Annotated in this window: 12 protein-coding genes; 5 read left to right on the top strand and 7 right to left on the bottom strand. The window is 69.7% G+C overall.

Annotation, left to right across the window (positions count from 1 at the left end; translation table 11 throughout):
• Positions 1-53 precede the first annotated feature (53 nt).
• The gene (locus LRD69_RS25015; RefSeq protein WP_277328785.1) at positions 54-2,174 is read right to left on the bottom strand and encodes a DNA topoisomerase IV subunit B; all 2,121 of its coding nucleotides are present in this window, start codon (positions 2,172-2,174) and stop codon (positions 54-56) included.
• Between the two features lie 433 nt (positions 2,175-2,607).
• On the opposite strand from LRD69_RS25015, the gene LRD69_RS25010 reads away from it, so the two are divergent.
• On the top strand, positions 2,608-2,841 hold the full coding sequence (locus LRD69_RS25010) for a hypothetical protein (RefSeq protein ID WP_024489001.1): 234 nt from the start codon (positions 2,608-2,610) through the stop codon (positions 2,839-2,841).
• Positions 2,842-2,949: 108 nt separating this feature from the next.
• Here LRD69_RS25010 and LRD69_RS25005 read toward each other — a convergent pair whose 3' ends face one another.
• From LRD69_RS25005 to LRD69_RS24980, 6 genes are all read right to left on the bottom strand, one after another.
• The gene (locus LRD69_RS25005) at positions 2,950-3,780 is read right to left on the bottom strand and encodes a serine protease (protein WP_277328784.1); all 831 of its coding nucleotides are present in this window, start codon (positions 3,778-3,780) and stop codon (positions 2,950-2,952) included.
• 130 nt (positions 3,781-3,910) lie between these two features.
• Positions 3,911-5,461: an RNA polymerase sigma factor gene (locus tag LRD69_RS25000; RefSeq protein ID WP_277328783.1), complete on the bottom strand. Its 1,551-nt coding sequence runs from the start codon at positions 5,459-5,461 to the stop codon at positions 3,911-3,913.
• Positions 5,462-5,784: 323 nt separating this feature from the next.
• Positions 5,785-6,651 carry a FadR/GntR family transcriptional regulator gene (locus LRD69_RS24995; RefSeq protein WP_277329868.1) on the bottom strand — a complete coding sequence of 289 codons (867 nt, stop codon included), beginning with the start codon at positions 6,649-6,651 and terminating at the stop codon, positions 5,785-5,787.
• A gap of 179 nt (positions 6,652-6,830) precedes the next feature.
• A complete protein-coding gene (locus LRD69_RS24990) occupies positions 6,831-8,627 on the bottom strand; it encodes an ATP-binding cassette domain-containing protein (RefSeq protein WP_277328782.1) in 1,797 nt (598 codons plus the stop codon).
• Between the two features lie 111 nt (positions 8,628-8,738).
• Positions 8,739-9,503, bottom strand: a complete 765-nt coding sequence (locus LRD69_RS24985) for an NUDIX domain-containing protein (RefSeq protein ID WP_277328781.1) — start codon at positions 9,501-9,503, stop codon at positions 8,739-8,741.
• 334 nt (positions 9,504-9,837) lie between these two features.
• On the bottom strand, positions 9,838-11,139 hold the full coding sequence (locus tag LRD69_RS24980; RefSeq protein WP_277328780.1) for a DUF4192 domain-containing protein: 1,302 nt from the start codon (positions 11,137-11,139) through the stop codon (positions 9,838-9,840).
• A gap of 483 nt (positions 11,140-11,622) precedes the next feature.
• Here LRD69_RS24980 and LRD69_RS24975 point away from each other — a divergent pair, with 483 nt between their 5' ends.
• The 4 genes from LRD69_RS24975 (at position 11,623) to LRD69_RS24960 (ending at position 15,510) form a co-directional block, all read left to right on the top strand.
• Positions 11,623-12,798: an FAD-binding oxidoreductase gene (locus tag LRD69_RS24975; protein WP_277328779.1), complete on the top strand. Its 1,176-nt coding sequence runs from the start codon at positions 11,623-11,625 to the stop codon at positions 12,796-12,798.
• Positions 12,795-13,094 (top strand): (2Fe-2S)-binding protein, encoded by a 300-nt coding sequence (locus tag LRD69_RS24970; protein WP_277328778.1) that lies wholly within the window; start codon positions 12,795-12,797, stop codon positions 13,092-13,094. The genes LRD69_RS24975 and LRD69_RS24970 overlap by 4 nt, the downstream gene beginning before the upstream one ends.
• Positions 13,087-14,508, top strand: a complete 1,422-nt coding sequence (locus tag LRD69_RS24965; RefSeq protein WP_277328777.1) for an NAD(P)/FAD-dependent oxidoreductase — start codon at positions 13,087-13,089, stop codon at positions 14,506-14,508. Before LRD69_RS24970 ends, LRD69_RS24965 begins: the two co-directional genes overlap by 8 nt.
• A 102-nt stretch (positions 14,509-14,610) precedes the next feature.
• A complete protein-coding gene (locus tag LRD69_RS24960) occupies positions 14,611-15,510 on the top strand; it encodes a dihydrodipicolinate synthase family protein (RefSeq protein WP_277328776.1) in 900 nt (299 codons plus the stop codon).
• Positions 15,511-15,603 lie beyond the last annotated feature (93 nt).

Below are 15,603 nucleotides of genomic sequence, written 5' to 3'. Positions count from 1 at the left end.
GATCGCGGGTGGAGCCGCTGTCTGCACCCACGGGTGGAGACAGCGGCCGCCGGTCATGCGTCGATGCGGGAGCGGTCCAGCGTGGCCGCCGAACTGGTGATGAACTCCTTGCGGGGTGCCACCTCGTTGCCCATCAGCAGGTCGAACACCTGCTCGGACGATTCCAGGTCGCCGATGTTGATCCGCCGCAACGTACGGTGGCGCGGATCCATGGTGGTCTCGGCCAGCTGATCGGCGTCCATCTCACCGAGGCCCTTGTAGCGCTGGATCGAGTCCTTGTACCGGACGTTCTTGCGCTGCAGCTCCAGCAGCGTCTGGCGCAGCTCGCCGTCCGAGTACGTGTAGATGTACTTGTCCTGGCCCTTCTTGGGCTGGACCAGCTCGATCCGGTGCAACGGGGGCACCGCGGCGAAGACACGTCCCGCCTCGACCATGGGCCGCATGTACCGCTGGAACAGCGTGAGCAGCAGAATGCGGATGTGCGCGCCGTCGACATCGGCGTCCACCAGCAGGACGATCTTGCCGTAGCGGGCGGCGTCGATGTCGAAGGTCCGCCCCGAGCCGGCCCCTATGACCTGGATGATCGCGCCGCACTCGGCGTTCTTCAGCATGTCCGAGACGGACGCCTTCTGGACATTGAGGATCTTGCCCCGGATCGGCAGCAGTGCCTGGAACTCGCTGTTCCGCGCCAGCTTCGCCGTACCGAGCGCGGAGTCTCCCTCCACGATGAAGAGCTCACTGCGCTCGACGTCGTCGCTGCGGCAGTCCGCGAGCTTGGCAGGCAGCGAGGAGGACTCCAGCGCTGTCTTGCGGCGCTGTGCGTCCTTGTGCTGACGGGCCGCGATACGGGTCCGCGCGGCCGCCACCGCCTTGTCCAGGACCGCCCTGGCCTGCGCCTTGGCATCGCGCTTGGTGGAGGTCAGGAAGGCCTTGAGCTCCTTGGCCACGACATTTGCGACGATCCGGTTGGCCGCCGAGGTGCCCAGCACCTCCTTGGTCTGGCCTTCGAACTGCGGTTCCGCCAGCCGTACGGTGACGACCGCGGTGAGCCCCTCCAGGGCATCGTCCTTGACGATGTCGTCCTCGGCGACGCGCAGCAGTTTCGCGGAACGCAGCACCTCGTTGACCGTCTTGGTCACGGATCGTTCGAATCCGGTCACGTGGGTGCCGCCCTTGGGGGTGGCGATGATGTTGACGAACGACTTGAGGTTGGTGTCGTACCCGGTGCCCCAGCGCATGGCGATGTCGACGACGAGCTCACGGGTGACCTCGGTCGCCGTCATGTGACCGCGCTCGTCCAGGACCGGCACGGTCTCCTTGAAACTGCCCTGCCCGGACAGCCTCAGTACGTCGCACACGGCCTTGTCCTGCGCCAGGTAGTCGCAGAACTCGCTGATCCCGCCGTCGAAGCGGAACGTCTCCTCGGTCTTGCCCTCACCCTCGAGACCGCGCTCGTCGCGGACGACGATCGTGAGGCCGGGGACGAGGAACGCCGTCTGCCGCGCCCGCTGGTAGAGCGTCTCGAGGCTGAGCTTGGCGTCCTTGAGGAAGATCTGCCGGTCCGCCCAGTAACGCACCCGGGTGCCGGTGCGCACCTTCGGCACCCGCTTACCCTTGCGCAGGCCGTTGGCCGGGTCGAACGGGCTGTCCGGCCCCTGTTCGGTGAAGATGCCCGGAACGCCGCGCCGGAAGCTGATCGAGTGGGTCGCGCTGTTGCGGTCGACCTCGACGTCGAGCCGGGCCGAGAGCGCGTTGACGACGGAGGCGCCCACGCCGTGCAGACCGCCGGACGCGGCGTACGAGCCACCGCCGAACTTGCCGCCGGCATGCAGCTTGGTCATCACGACTTCGACGCCGGACAGGCCGGTCTTGGGCTCCACGTCGACAGGGATGCCGCGGCCGTTGTCCCGGACCTCGACGGAGTTGTCGTCGTGGAGAATGACCTCGATGTGATCGCAGTAGCCGCCGAGAGCCTCGTCGACCGAGTTGTCGATGATCTCCCAGAGGCAGTGCATGAGGCCGCGGCTGTCGGTCGACCCGATGTACATACCGGGGCGCTTGCGCACCGCCTCGAGCCCCTCGAGTACGAGAAGGTGCCGCGCGGTGTAGTTGGAGCCGTCCCGGTCTGCTCCGGTCAGCAGCGCAGTGGACGGCACGGACGTATCGGCGGTCACGCGGTTCGCTCCTCGCTGAATTTCACATGGGGCCCGAGTGGGTGGCGGGCTCGGCTTCGGTAGCCGCTGAGAGCCTACCGAGGCCTGGTAGAGCGGTTGTAACGCCACCCTCGGGGAATGCTTACAGTAGTCCAGCCTCGCATACGCGTTCGATCCCTCGATCGAGTGACGCGCACATCACGTTCCCTTCGAGGCATGAACCATTTAGGCTCCGGGCACGTCCTCATGAACAAACCGGCAAGCCGGCCGGAGGGACCGACCAAGACAAGCAACGCGAAACCGTAGCGCTCCGCAACGGCACATTCGCCGCCAACCGGCAACAGACAGCCATTTTGAGAAGAAGTTTCGAAGAAAAGCCACGAGCGGGAACGTTTTCGGCCTGGTTGGATGTTGACCCTGGTACGACAGCTCGTCGAGCTAGAGAAGAGGCGACGTGACTACTGTTCTGACCCCCGCGAGCCCGCTGACCGCAGCAGACCGCTGTGACCGTTGCGGCGCCCAGGCCTATCTGCGCGTCGTCCTGATCAGCGGCGGTGAACTGCTCTTCTGTGCCCACCACGGGCGCAAGTTCGAGCCGGAACTCAAGAAGATCGCCGCGGAAATACAGGATGAGACGGATCGGCTGACGGCCGTACAGGCCCAGGCCGCCGAAGAGGAACAACACTGATACCTCACATCCACGACGAGCCGAGGGCCGGTTCCTGAGCGGCCGACGGGCGGCTTCCCCTTCCAGAAGGGGAAGCCGCCCGTTCTCGTACCTACGGAGCGGTTTCGCTCAGTCACTGCCTGCCATCCACTCGATGGCGGCGGCGATCCTCGTGTAGACACCAGGACTGCCCGCGGCCCCGCAGCCGTGCCCCCAGGAGACCAGCCCGATGAGCCGCCCCTGAGCCACCAGCGGGCCTCCGCTGTCGCCCTGGCACGCGTCGTGCCCGCCCTGCGATTCACCGGCGCAGAGCATCGACGAGGCGTCGTACGTGCCGTCCGCCCCTCCCGGGTAGGCCAGCTCGCACGTACGGTCCGGCAGTACGCTCACCTGGGCGGATCGCAGTGACGTCGCGTAGTCGCCGCTTCCCGTGACGTCCCCCCATCCATAGACCACCGCCCGGGCACCTGGCTCGTAACCCTGGTCATCCGTCGTGGCCATCGGAATCACGCTCCGGTCGGGGAGCGCGTCGGCCAGCGTGAGCACCGCCAGATCACCGACGTTGGTCGTGGGGTCGTACCCCGGGTTGGTCCACGTCCCCTTCACGGCGATCTCACGGCCTCCGGTCCCGGTCAGCTTGTCCCGTCCGGCGATGATCCGCAGATCGCTCATCTGGCTCGCGTCGGCGCCGAGCGCCTCCGGAGTCAGGCAGTGCGCGGCCGTCAGCGCCTTCGTCGGCGCCACCATCACGGCACCGCAGAATTGGCCCGCGCGGGTACCCCCGAAACGGTCACGGCTGGACAGGGCCACGACCCACGGACTGTCCTTGACATGGGCGGGCTGCCCACCGATGACAATGCTGTCCGCCGCCGCCGGAACCGGGGGTCCGAGCGGTATCGAGACCACGGTGGCGGCAAGGGCAAGCACCCCGGTCACGGCGCGGACGACAGTACGGGACATGCGCACTCCTGACTCTGTGATGGATCATGCCCACTCAGAGTCATCCAGCCCGCAGGCGGCCGCACCCGCACACGGACCGAGGGCCCGGCTCCTCTCGGAACCGGGCCCTCGGTCTGTGTACTCCTGCGACCTAGTCGAGGTAGTCGCGCAGCACCTGCGAACGCGACGGGTGACGCAGCTTCGACATGGTCTTCGACTCGATCTGACGGATGCGCTCGCGCGTCACGCCGTAGACCTTGCCGATTTCGTCGAGGGTCTTCGGCTGGCCGTCGGTGAGGCCGAAGCGCATCGACACCACACCCGCCTCACGCTCGGAGAGGGTGTCGAGCACCGAGTGCAGCTGCTCCTGGAGGAGCGTGAAGCTGACCGCGTCGGCCGGCACGACCGCCTCGGAGTCCTCGATCAGATCACCGAACTCGCTGTCCCCGTCCTCGCCCAGCGGGGTGTGGAGGGAGATCGGCTCACGGCCGTACTTCTGGACCTCGATGACCTTCTCGGGGGTCATGTCGAGCTCCTTGGCCAGCTCCTCCGGGGTGGGCTCCCGGCCCAGGTCCTGGAGCATCTGGCGCTGCACGCGCGCAAGCTTGTTGATGACCTCGACCATGTGCACCGGGATACGGATGGTGCGGGCCTGGTCGGCCATGGCGCGGGTGATCGCCTGACGGATCCACCAGGTGGCATACGTGGAGAACTTGTAGCCCTTGGTGTAGTCGAACTTCTCGACCGCGCGGATCAGACCGAGGTTGCCCTCCTGGATCAGGTCCAGGAAGAGCATGCCTCGACCGGTGTAGCGCTTGGCGAGGGAGACCACGAGACGGAGGTTGGCCTCCAGCAGGTGGTTCTTGGCGCGGCGGCCGTCCTCGGCGATGATCTCCAGCTCACGCTTGAGCTTCGGCGCGAGCTTGTCGGAGTTCGCCAGCTTGTCCTCGGCGAACAGACCCGCCTCGATGCGCTTGGCGAGCTCGACCTCCTGCTCGGCGTTGAGGAGGGGAACCTTGCCGATCTGCTTCAGGTAGTCCTTGACCGGGTCGGCAGTGGCACCGGCGACGGCGACCTGCTGCGCGGGCGCGTCGTCCTCGTCGTCGTCGGAGAGGACGAAGCCCTTGTTCTCGCCCTCGCCCTCCTCTTCGTCGCCCTTGCCGACCTGTACTTCCTCGGCCGCCTCGTCGCCGTCGAGCAGCTCGTCGGCGTCCTTCTTGCCGGACTTCTTCGTTGCAGTCTTCTTGGCCGCCGTCTTCTTCACGGCGGTCTTCTTGGCAACCGTCTTCTTGGCTGCCGCCTTCTTCGCAGGGCTGGCCGCGGCAGCGTCGTCGGCCACCACGTCCACGGTCTCGGCCGACGGGGCGGCGGTGGCCGCGACGGTCCTCGTCACGGTCGTCTTGGCCGCGACGGTCTTGGTGGCGGTGCGCTTGACCGGGCTCTTCGCTGCGACGCTCTTGCGGGCGCGCTTAGGCGACTCCGCGGCACTGACCATCAGCGTCACACCCTCTTCCTCGAGGATCTGGTTGAGGCTGCGCAGAACATTCTTCCACTGGGTTGGCGGAATCTGGTCAGCCTCGAAGGCCCGACGCACGTCATCGCCGGCGATCTGCCCATCAGCCTTTCCCCGCTCGATGAGCGCCATCACAGACTCTGACTCGGCGATCTCCGGCGGGAGCGTACGGGATGTGCTGGCCGACACGAACAACCTCTCGGAACGATGGAAACGGCTTCCGGCCCGGCCCTGAAGGGGGCTGGACCGACGACCGTCGGGCTGGGAATGTACCGACGGCGCGGGCTTCGCCTCAGAACTGCACAGCGCGCCTCATGGCTGCTGTATTCCTTCCGCTGCGGTCACCTCTTAGGTCATCGCACTGTCTCGAGGAGTGTTACGCCCAATCCGCGTGGCCCGAGTCACACCTCATTTGCGACGAACATGACCAGGAACGACATCTCTCCACAATTGTGCCGCCGGACCGCAAGGGCCCGGCGACACGTGGTCCGTACACCCTGGCCGCGTCGCGCTCAGTGCTCGCGCGGCGCGGGAACCACGCGCTCCACGTCCGGGTGGACGACGAGAAGTTGACGCATGGCCGCCTCGGACCCTGTCGCGTCGCCGCTCGCGAGAGCCTCGACGATCCGGGCATGGTGACCGAGGGATACATCATTGGGGCGGTCGCAGGCCGTGATCGGGCCACCCGAGACCTGCAGGGCAGCGGAAACAATTCCGGAGAGATGTTCAAGCATGCGATTGCCGGCGGCCTGGATGAGCAGTGAGTGGAACTCCGCATCGGCCCGCGAGCACGTGGTCCCGTCACCCTGGGCGACCGCGTGCCCCATGATCTCGACCATGTCACCGAGGCGCTGCTGGATGTCCTCACGGCCGTGGCCGGCGGCCAAACGCGCAGCGAGCGGTTCGATCGTCCAGCGGAGCTCCCCCAGCTCGCGGCGCTGATCCTCGCGCTGCGGTCCGAAGGCCCGCCATTCGATGATGTCGGGATCCAGCAGATTCCAGTCACTGACCGGGCGGACCCGGGTACCCACATTCGGCCGGGCACTGACCAGGCCTTTGGCTTCAAGAACGCGCAGCGACTCGCGGACGACCGTGCGGGAGACCTCGAAACGCTGGCCGATCTCCTCCGGCACGAGCGGACGGTCCGCACCCAGGTCGCCGGAGACGATCATCTGACCGAGCTGCTGAACGAGTTGGCCATGGAGGCCTCGGCCCCGGCTGGCCGAGCCCCGTCGGCTCACCCGGCCGAGCTCGGCATCGGTGCCGTCCCAGGAACGAACGGCGGCACGCTCGCCGGCCGGCGCCTCCGTGTAGGGGTAGCGGTCGAGTTCACCCGAGCCGGCGAGGCCGGTGTCGACGGAGCGGGCGGCGGTCATCATGGTGTGCGCAAGGGTACTCACGCATCCTTTGTCGGCGCGGCCCAGTCGGCCCTTGAGGTCTTTGGTGAAAAGCACACGAAAGGGTGATCGGCGCCAGCCCCCCAATTGACGTCTTATCTATACAAACCGGGCACCTCTGGGGACTCGTGGCCCTACGGCACGACCACCATGATCCGCGATCACCAACGGACCCTGCCGCGAAGGCTGGTGAACACATACGCGCAGATCAGGACCGAGAGCGACAGCGACAGCGCCGCCCCCACCGGGTTCACGACGAGGCGCACGACCGCCATCACCAACCGATCCACCACGTCGGGCCACTGCACCCAAGCCAGTTCGCGGAGTCTGGCCGGAAGTCCGAGCATCGAACGAGCGGTCGACTCCGCCGGCACCTTCTCGACGAGCGGGACGACGAGCACGGGAACGGCGAGCACCGCGGCGACTCCGGCGGCCGTGACCCTGAAGATCCCGGCGGCCAGCAGACCCGCCCAGGCACAGCCCATAGTGAGGCCCGCCCAACTCGCCGCAAGAGAGGTCGCATTCGCCGGAGCCCGGAACAAGTCGCGTCCGTACACGAGATGGAGGGCCTCCTCCGATGCGAGTACGGCCAGCGTCGCGAGCAGCAGCGCGACGCCCGCCGAGACGAGCAGCTTGGCCACCAGCAGGCCGAGGCGGCGCGGAACGGTGCCGCGGCCCGCGGCGAGCGCGGGATAGCGGAACTCGTCACCGAACGAGAGCGCCCCGATCAGCCCGGCGCCGAGTGCGGCGGGCGGCAGCGGCAGCAGGGACGGCCAGCCGGCGAGCACGCGGGGAACCCGTGCATGGCCGGTCCGGGCGAGCAGGACGGAGAGACCGACGGAGGCGACCAGGACAGCGGCCATGATCAACGTCGTCGTTCTGATGCCGAAGAGGCGGCGCAGTTCATAACGCACCGGCCGGAGCGGGCCACGGGCCGGGCGTCGCCGGATCTCGGGCGGAAGTTCCGGTTCCGGATCGGGATCGGAGGTCGCGAGTGGTACAAGCCGCGATGCGTCCTCCGGATCGCTTGCGGACGATTCCGCAGCAGGTGCAGCCTCCGGCCCGGCGGGGTCCGCTGCCAGCGGGCCGGTGTCACCGACCTCGTCGGCGAGTTGATGAACGGGTACGCCGTGGCGGAATGCCGCGTCACCGATCTCCGCGCACGTGCTCCCGTAGACCGAGAGCCGGCTGCCCGCTTCGGTGACGACCTCGACGGAGCGCTGCGCCTCACGCGCCTCGCGGCTGACGACCGCGGCCAGCCGGGCAGCCTGCGGGCTGCGGACCGCTACGCGGCAGCGCAACCGGGTGCGGGAGAAGTCGGCGTTGCCCTGGTCGGCGACGAGCCGCCCGGCGTCGATGGTGACCACATGGTCGGCCGCACGCGCCGCCTCCTTGGGGTCACGGGTGGTGTACAGAACCGTGCCGCCTTGGGCGGCATGGGCACGCAACAGCCCGTGCAGCCAGCTCTTCTCGCGCGGCGAGAGCCCCTCTCCGGGGTCGTCGAGGATCAGCGCATGGGGGTCGCCGAGCAGTGCCGACGCGAGGCCGAGCCGACGGTCCATGCCGACCGACATCGTGCGGATGCGCTGGTCCCCCAGCCCGTTGAGCCCGACGGTCTCGAGAAGCTCGTCGGCCCGGGAGGCTGGTACCCCCGCGGCGGCGCAGAGCATACGGAGTTGACCACGGGCGGTACGGGCCGGATGACCGGGCACGTCCCCGAGCAGCACACCCACTTCGCGAGCCGGATGCGGGATGCGGTGCAGCGGTCTGCCGCGGAAGTAGGTGATCCCCCGCCCCGGTTCGATGTCGAGCATCAGGCGAAGGGCCGTGGTCTTGCCGGAGCCGGAAGCACCGAGGAGTGCGGTGACGGCGCCTGGCCTGGCATCGAAGGTGAGGTCGTCCACGGCGGGAGGAAGGCCGCGGTAGGGGGCGCTGGTGAGTCCGATGGCCTGGAGCATCGCTTCTCTCGCGGAAGGTGAGACCGCTCGGCGGCAGGGTGCGTACCGCAGCAAGATAACGCGACATTTCCGACTTTTGGTGCAGCATCGGACTGGTGGGTGTTCCGCGGATCAGACTTCGGGCCTCAGCATCGGCGGATTGAGTACCGTGGCCGAACCGGCCCGGAAGAGCTGGGCCGGGCGCCCTCCCTGGCGCGTGGTGGTCCCACCGGCCGGCACGAGGAATCCGGGCGTGCCCGTCACCTTGCGGTGGAAGTTCCGCGGGTCCAGAACCACCCCCCATACCGCTTCGTACACCCGGCGGAGCTCACCCACCGTGAATGCCGGCGGGCAGAAGGCGGTGGCCAGCGAGGAGTACTCGATCTTGGATCGGGCACGCTCGACGCCGTCGGCGAGGATCTGCGCATGGTCGAACGCCAGCGGGGCCTGCAGTTCACCCTCGCGACCGAAGCCGCCCTCCGGTCCGAGCAGCCCGTCGACCGGCGCCCAGCGCGCACTGTTCGCATCGCCGCCCGCACGGGGGGCGGGCAGGTCGGGGGCCAGCGCGAGATGGGCGACGCTGACGACCCGCATCCTCGGGTCCCGCTTGGGATCGCCATAGGTGGCGAGCTGTTCGAGATGGGCGCCGTTGCCGACCGACGGGGCCGCCGGGTCGTGTGCGCACAGCCCGGTTTCCTCGACAAGCTCGCGCGCTGCCGCGGCTCCGAGATCCTCATCAGCCTTGACGAAACCGCCGGGGAGCGCCCACCGGCCCTGGAACGGCTCCTCACCACGGCGAACCACCAGTGCACAGAGCGCGTGACGGCGCACGGTGAGCACAACGAGGTCGACGGTGACAGCGAAGGGCGGGAAGGTCGACGGGTCGTAGGGCGGCATGCCGTGATCATAGTCGTCTGCCTGACGATAAACACTCCCTTCGTCATGCTCTTCATCCGCCCCGGCTCGAGTCCCCCTCGCTCCGGTTGTCCCTCTCCTCGCGTCCGGCGCCGCTCCGCGGGCAGAGTCACGCCCGGGGCGTGGCGGCGAGTACGCGGCGCCACTGCGGTCCAGCCGCCGGTCGCGTGTCCTCGGGGCCCATCCAGGGGATCGACAGCACTCCGGGCCGCTGGGCCCCCACGCTCAGAATCGGCTCCACCTGCCGGGACCTCTCACCGGAGTGCTCCGTGCCGGGTCCCCCGTGAACGCGGGTGCGCACCGACGGGTCACCACGTCATCGACCGCTCCTGGACCCGCCCCGGCCGTGCGCCCGCGAACCCCGGACACGCCGTCGGGCAACAGCCGAGCCGGGACGGGACCGGACGGACTGCGCGGACTTCCGACGCACAGCCGGCGGACGTACCGCGCGGTGCCGGATGCTCCGCTCGACGCGCCGGCGACCCCGGCCCTTTCGCTCGCCGCGCTCCCCGCGCAGACACCGGCGCAGCGTTTCCGGGTCGAGCCCTTCGTTGCACGCCTGATGGAGAAGTTGAGCAAAGGTGTAGTCGGGGTCCGCCCGCAGGGCCAGGCCCAGCGCGACCCGTGCACCCGGTTCGTCGCCGGTGGACCAGGAGACCCAGCCCGCCAGGGTGAGCGGCGCCGCGGCATGCTCCCCGTACGCACCGACGCACCGACGCGCGAGCGCCCGCCACAGCCGCAATGCCAATTCTGCTTCCGGCCCCTCCATCCAGGCGGCGGCCTTGTCCCGGGTCCCCCGGTCCTGGAGGCCGAGGATCACCGCGGCGGCCTCTTCATGGCTGATCAGGGAGTCGTCCCGGCTGTCTGCCGCGGAGGGCGCGGTCGCGGGTGCCTCCCGGAGACGTTTCATCAGCGCTCGGGCGAGCCCCAGTGTCTCGCGCGCCACCTCCTTGCGTCCCTCCTCGTCGAGGATCCTCGGCACGAGGGCGGCGCCCGCCGAGTCCAGAGCCTGCGGCTGCTCCGCCACGGCCGGGGTCTGCAGTGGCGCGAGCCTGGCTTCCATCTCCCGCAGGGATCCCCTTACTTGAATGCCCGCATAGGTGGCGGCGGCCGCCATGACCGAGGTGCCGGGCAGGGACAAGGCGCTCCCCTCCGCCGGACAGCAGCGCGCGTCGGGGCAGCAATAGGACCAGTACCGGCGGGCGGAGATGCAGAGCGCTTCGAGTACGGGTACGTCGAGAGCGCCACAGGCCGTGCGCAGACGCTGGGCCAGTGGCCGCAGCCGCTCCATCACCTGGCCGGGGGACTCCCCGTCGCCGGGGTCCTGGCAGAGAAAGATGACGATCGCCTCAGGACGCTCCCCACGCCGTTCGCTCCCCTTGACCAGACACTCGGCCAGCTGGTCGGCGGTGGACGGCCATTCTTGCGGCGACTGCGGAATTCCGAGCCTGAGCCGCCCACCGAAGCGTCCGCGGCCGCCGTGCAGGGCGACCATGACCACGCTGTCGTTCGGATAGAACCCCATGAGATACGGGAGGGCGTCGGCGAGTTCGGCAGGCCCGCGCAGAGTGATCTGCTGCTCGTCGGCCGGCCCGGTGGATTCGTGGTGCTTGTTCATGGCACGACCGTCCCGCGAGCGGAAAAATTCCGCGACCCCCTGTGGATAAGTTGTCCACAGGGGCGCGGGGCCGTTCGCGGTTTGTCACAGCCACCGGATTGCATAGGGGCATGTCCAACGCAGACCGCGCAGCGCGCATGGCTTCGGCATCCAGATGCGTGATGACGCCGGCACGGACCGCGCCACGCCGCCGATCAGCCTCCGACGCCGATCCGTTGAGCAGCCACGACATCCGGCCCACGGTCACATGCCCGGCACGCCCCGACAGCATCCGACCGTTCTTCTTCGGCAGCTCCGCGGGGCCCGTCCGGAGGTTGGGAGATCGCGCTGTTCGGTGTCGGCCCAGCCTCTTGTCATCAGGGCGGACAGCTCGTCGGAGACTCCCCTGCAGGGGCCGTTCTTTCGCCCCTTGGCCACGGCGGGCACCTCTTCTTTGTGTCGTCGGGTGTTCCCCCGAACGGGAGCATGTGACATATTACTGATGTGAGCAAGCGACTGACCTGCGATGTCTTAGTCGTCGGGGCGGGAATGGTGGGTGCGGCGTGCGCCCTGTACGCGTCCCGTGCGGGCCTGGATGTCACCGTGGTGGACCGCGGTCCCGTGGCCGGCGGTACGACCGGCACAGGCGAGGGCAACCTTCTGGTATCGGACAAGGAGCCGGGCCCGGAACTCGAACTAGCCCTGCTGTCAGGCCGGTTGTGGGCCGAGCTGGCCGAGGAGCCGGGGCTCGGGTCCGCTTTCGAGTACGAGCCCAAAGGTGGTCTTGTTGTCGCCTCCTCGGCGGACGGCCTGTCGGCTCTGGACACGTTCGCGGTGGGGCAGCGCGCCGCCGGCGTCGAGGCGAACACCGTCCGGCCCGATCAACTCCACGAGGTGGAGCCACACCTGGCACCCGGCATGGCCGGCGGCGTGTTCTATCCGCAGGACGCTCAGGTGATGCCCGCACTCGCCGCCGCGCATCTCGTGCGGGCCTCGACTGCTCGCCTCGAAACCGGCGTGACCGTGACCGAGGTGCTGCGCGGCGCCGACGGTGCTGTACGCGGAGTACGCACCGACCGGGGCGAGATCCACGCACCGGCCGTCGTGAACGCGGCCGGGACCTGGGGCGCCGAACTGGCCGCACTCGCGGGCGTACACCTTCCCGTCCTCCCCCGGCGCGGCTTCGTACTGGTCACCGAGCCGCTGCCCCGCCTTGTACGGCACAAGGTGTACGCCGCCGACTACGTGGCCGACGTGGCCAGCGACTCGGCGGCCCTGCAGACCTCGCCGGTCGTGGAGGGAACAGCGGCGGGGCCGGTACTGATCGGCGCGAGCCGCGAGCGGGTCGGCTTCGACCGCTCCTTCTCGGTACCGGTCGTACGGGCCCTGGCGGCGGGCGCGACCCGGCTGTTCCCGTTCCTGTCGGACGTGCGGGCCATGCGCGCGTACCTGGGCTTCCGCCCGTACATGCCGGACCACCTGCCCGCGATCGGCCCCGATCCACGCGTACCCGGCCTCTTCCACGCCTGCGGGCACGAGGGCGCAGGCATCGGACTCGCCACCGGCACCGGGCACCTCATCGCGCGGGTACTGAGCGACAAGGCGCCGGACCTGGACCTCGCGCCGTTCCGTCCCGACCGCTTTCCCTCGCCCTCACCCTCGTCGGAGGAAGTTTCGTGAATCCCCTGCAGCTGGCCCAGGCCCGCCCGGGCCCCGCATTCACCGTCACCTTCGACGGCCAGGAGATCGAGGCGCTGCCCGGCCAGACCGTCGCGGCCACGTTGTGGACGGTGGGAGTGACCGCGTGGCGCACCACGCGGGGCGAGGGCCGGCGTCGCGGGGTCTTCTGCGGGATCGGTGTCTGCTTCGACTGCCTGATCACCATCAACGACCGCCCCGGCCAAAGGGCTTGTCTGGTCCCGGTCCGCCCGGGCGATGTGATCCGTACGCAGGAGGGGACGGGCCACGATGACTGAGCGCCCCCATCTCGCCGTGATCGGCGCGGGCCCTGCGGGCCTCGCCGCCACCCTGGCCGCCGCCCGGCACGGCGTGCGCGTCACACTGATCGACTCGGCGCCCGAGGCAGGTGGTCAGTTCTACCGACAGCCCGCCGCCGGGCTCGGGGCGCGGCGCCCCGAGGCTCTGCACCATCAGTGGCGTGTCTGGGAGCGGCTGCGCGACGGGCTCGACCGGCACATCACGGCCGGGCACGTGGCTCACTTCCGGGACCATCACGTGTGGTTCGTGGAGCGGCGACCGGAGGGCTTCACCGTGCACGCACTGCTCGGCCCGGAGCAGGAGAGACCCGCCGAGGTGCGCGCGGACGCGGTACTGCTGGCGACCGGTGGCTACGAGAAGGTGCTGCCCTTCCCCGGCTGGACCCTCCCCGGTGTCGTCACCGCGGGCGGCGCGCAGGCCATGCTCAAGGGCGGGCTCGTACTGGCCGGCCGTACGGCCGTCGTCGCCGGAACCGGACCACTGCTGCTACCCGTCGCGACCGGGCTCGCGGCGGCGGGCGCTCACGTGGCGGCACTGGTGGAGTCCGCCCGCCCCAGGGCCTTCGTACGGCGGTCCCGGGCCTTGGCCGCCCAGCCCGCCAAGCTCGCCGAGGGCGCCCAGTACGCGGCTCGGCTGCTGCGGCACCGGGTGCGCACCCTGGTCCACCACACCGTGGTCCAGGCGCACGGCGACGATCGGCTTCAGGCCGTGACCGTCGCCGCGCTCGACGCCGAAGGCCGGGTACGGCCGGGCACCCGGCGGCGCATCGCCTGCGACACCCTGGCCGTCGGACACGGCATGCTCCCGCACACCGATCTCGCCCACGGCCTGGGCTGCCGCACGAACGGCGTCGCGGTGCACGTGGACCACGAGCAGCGCACGGACGTGCCGGGTGTGTGGGCGGCGGGTGAGGCCACCGGCATCGGCGGCGCGGCCCTCTCCCTCGCCGAGGGGCACATCGCCGGACGGTCGGTCGCCGCGCGACTGACCGGCGCCGAGCCGGACCCGCGCGTCTGGGCGGGGGCCGCCAGGACCCGTGCGGCGCTGCGGAGGTTCTTCGCCGCGATCGACGACGCCTACGCGCCGCCCGCGCACTGGACCGAGCAGATCACCGACGACACGGTGGTGTGCCGTTGCGAGGAGGTCACCGGCGGTGCGATCCGGCAGGCCATGACCGAGCTGGGCGCCGGTGACGTGCGGACCGTCAAGCTGCTGACCCGGGCCGGGATGGGCTGGTGCCAGGGGCGAATGTGCGGGTCCGCGGTCGCCGGGCTCGCCGGCTGCCCGGAGACGACTTCACCTAGGCCGTTCGCCCGACCGGTACCGCTCGGCGTGCTCGCGCGGGCCGGGGAAGCCGAAATCCCGAAGACCTCGGTGCCACGACAGACGTGAGGCGCCTGAGGACGGAGTGGGAGCCGCGAGGCTCCACTGCCGCTCTCTTCGGCGCCGGCTCGACGATCAGTGACATGTCACACGCTATCCGGAGGAGTTCTGATGACCATCACGCCCCACCGCCGCCCCTGGCACGGTGTCCTCGTCGCCACCGCGCTCCCGCTGAACGACGATCTCTCCGTCGACTACGACAAGTACGCCGAGCACTGCGCCTGGCTGGTCGAGAAAGGCTGCGACGGCGTCGTACCGAACGGCTCGCTCGGCGAATACCAGGTACTCACCCCCGAGGAGCGCGCCAAGGTCGTCGAAACCGCCGTGGCCACCATCGGTGGCGCGCGCGTCATGCCCGGCGTCGCCGCCTACGGCTCCGCCGAGGCCCGCCGCTGGGCCGAGCAGGCCCGGGACGCCGGCTGTGAGTCCGTGATGCTGCTCCCGCCCAACGCCTACCGCGCCGACACGCGTTCGGTCATCGCCCACTACGCCGAGGTCGCCGAGGCGGGCGTGCCGATCGTGGCGTACAACAACCCGATCGACACCAAGGTCGACCTCGTGCCCGAACTGCTGGCGAAGCTGCACGGCGAGGGATACATCCACGGGGTCAAGGAGTTCTCCGGCGACGTCCGCCGCGCCTATCGGATCGCCGAACTGGCCCCCGAACTCGACCTGTTGGTCGGCGCCGACGACGTGCTGCTGGAGCTCGCGATCGCAGGCGCCAAGGGCTGGGTGGCCGGCTACCCGAATGCCCTGCCGACCGCCACCGTCGGGCTGTACCACGCGGCGGTCGGCGGGGACCTGGCCACCGCCAGGAAGCTGTACGAACAGTTGCACTCGCTGCTGCGCTGGGACTCCCAGGTCGAATTCGTGCAGGCCATCAAGCTGTCCATGGACATCGTCGGCCGCCACGGTGGCGCCTGCCGCCCGCCGCGCGTCCCGCTGCTGCCTGAGCAGGAGCACGCCATCCGCGCGGCCACCGAGAAGGCCGTCGCAGACGGTCTCGCCTGAACCGCGCGCCGGCCGTCACCGTGGTCGGCGCCCCGGGCCGTGTGCGGACGGCCCCACAACCAGGTGGCCGCGCGGCGCCCCTCACGGCCTCGT

It is taken from the genome of Streptomyces sp. JH14, from assembly GCF_029428675.1.
In the GTDB taxonomy this organism is placed as follows: Bacteria; Actinomycetota; Actinomycetes; order Streptomycetales; family Streptomycetaceae; genus Streptomyces.
This window is presented reverse-complemented; position numbering and strand designations above follow the sequence as displayed.

Coding starts and splice junctions, on each gene's coding strand:
- LRD69_RS24965 (WP_277328777.1), top strand. CDS start 13,087: ATGACTGAGCGCCCCCATCTCGCCGTGATCGGCGCGGGCCCTGCGGGC.
- LRD69_RS24960 (WP_277328776.1), top strand. CDS start 14,611: ATGACCATCACGCCCCACCGCCGCCCCTGGCACGGTGTCCTCGTCGCC.
- LRD69_RS25005 (WP_277328784.1), bottom strand. CDS start 3,780: ATGTCCCGTACTGTCGTCCGCGCCGTGACCGGGGTGCTTGCCCTTGCC.
- LRD69_RS24980 (WP_277328780.1), bottom strand. CDS start 11,139: ATGAACAAGCACCACGAATCCACCGGGCCGGCCGACGAGCAGCAGATC.
- LRD69_RS24990 (WP_277328782.1), bottom strand. CDS start 8,627: ATGCTCCAGGCCATCGGACTCACCAGCGCCCCCTACCGCGGCCTTCCT.
- LRD69_RS24995 (WP_277329868.1), bottom strand. CDS start 6,651: ATGATGACCGCCGCCCGCTCCGTCGACACCGGCCTCGCCGGCTCGGGT.
- LRD69_RS24985 (WP_277328781.1), bottom strand. CDS start 9,503: ATGCCGCCCTACGACCCGTCGACCTTCCCGCCCTTCGCTGTCACCGTC.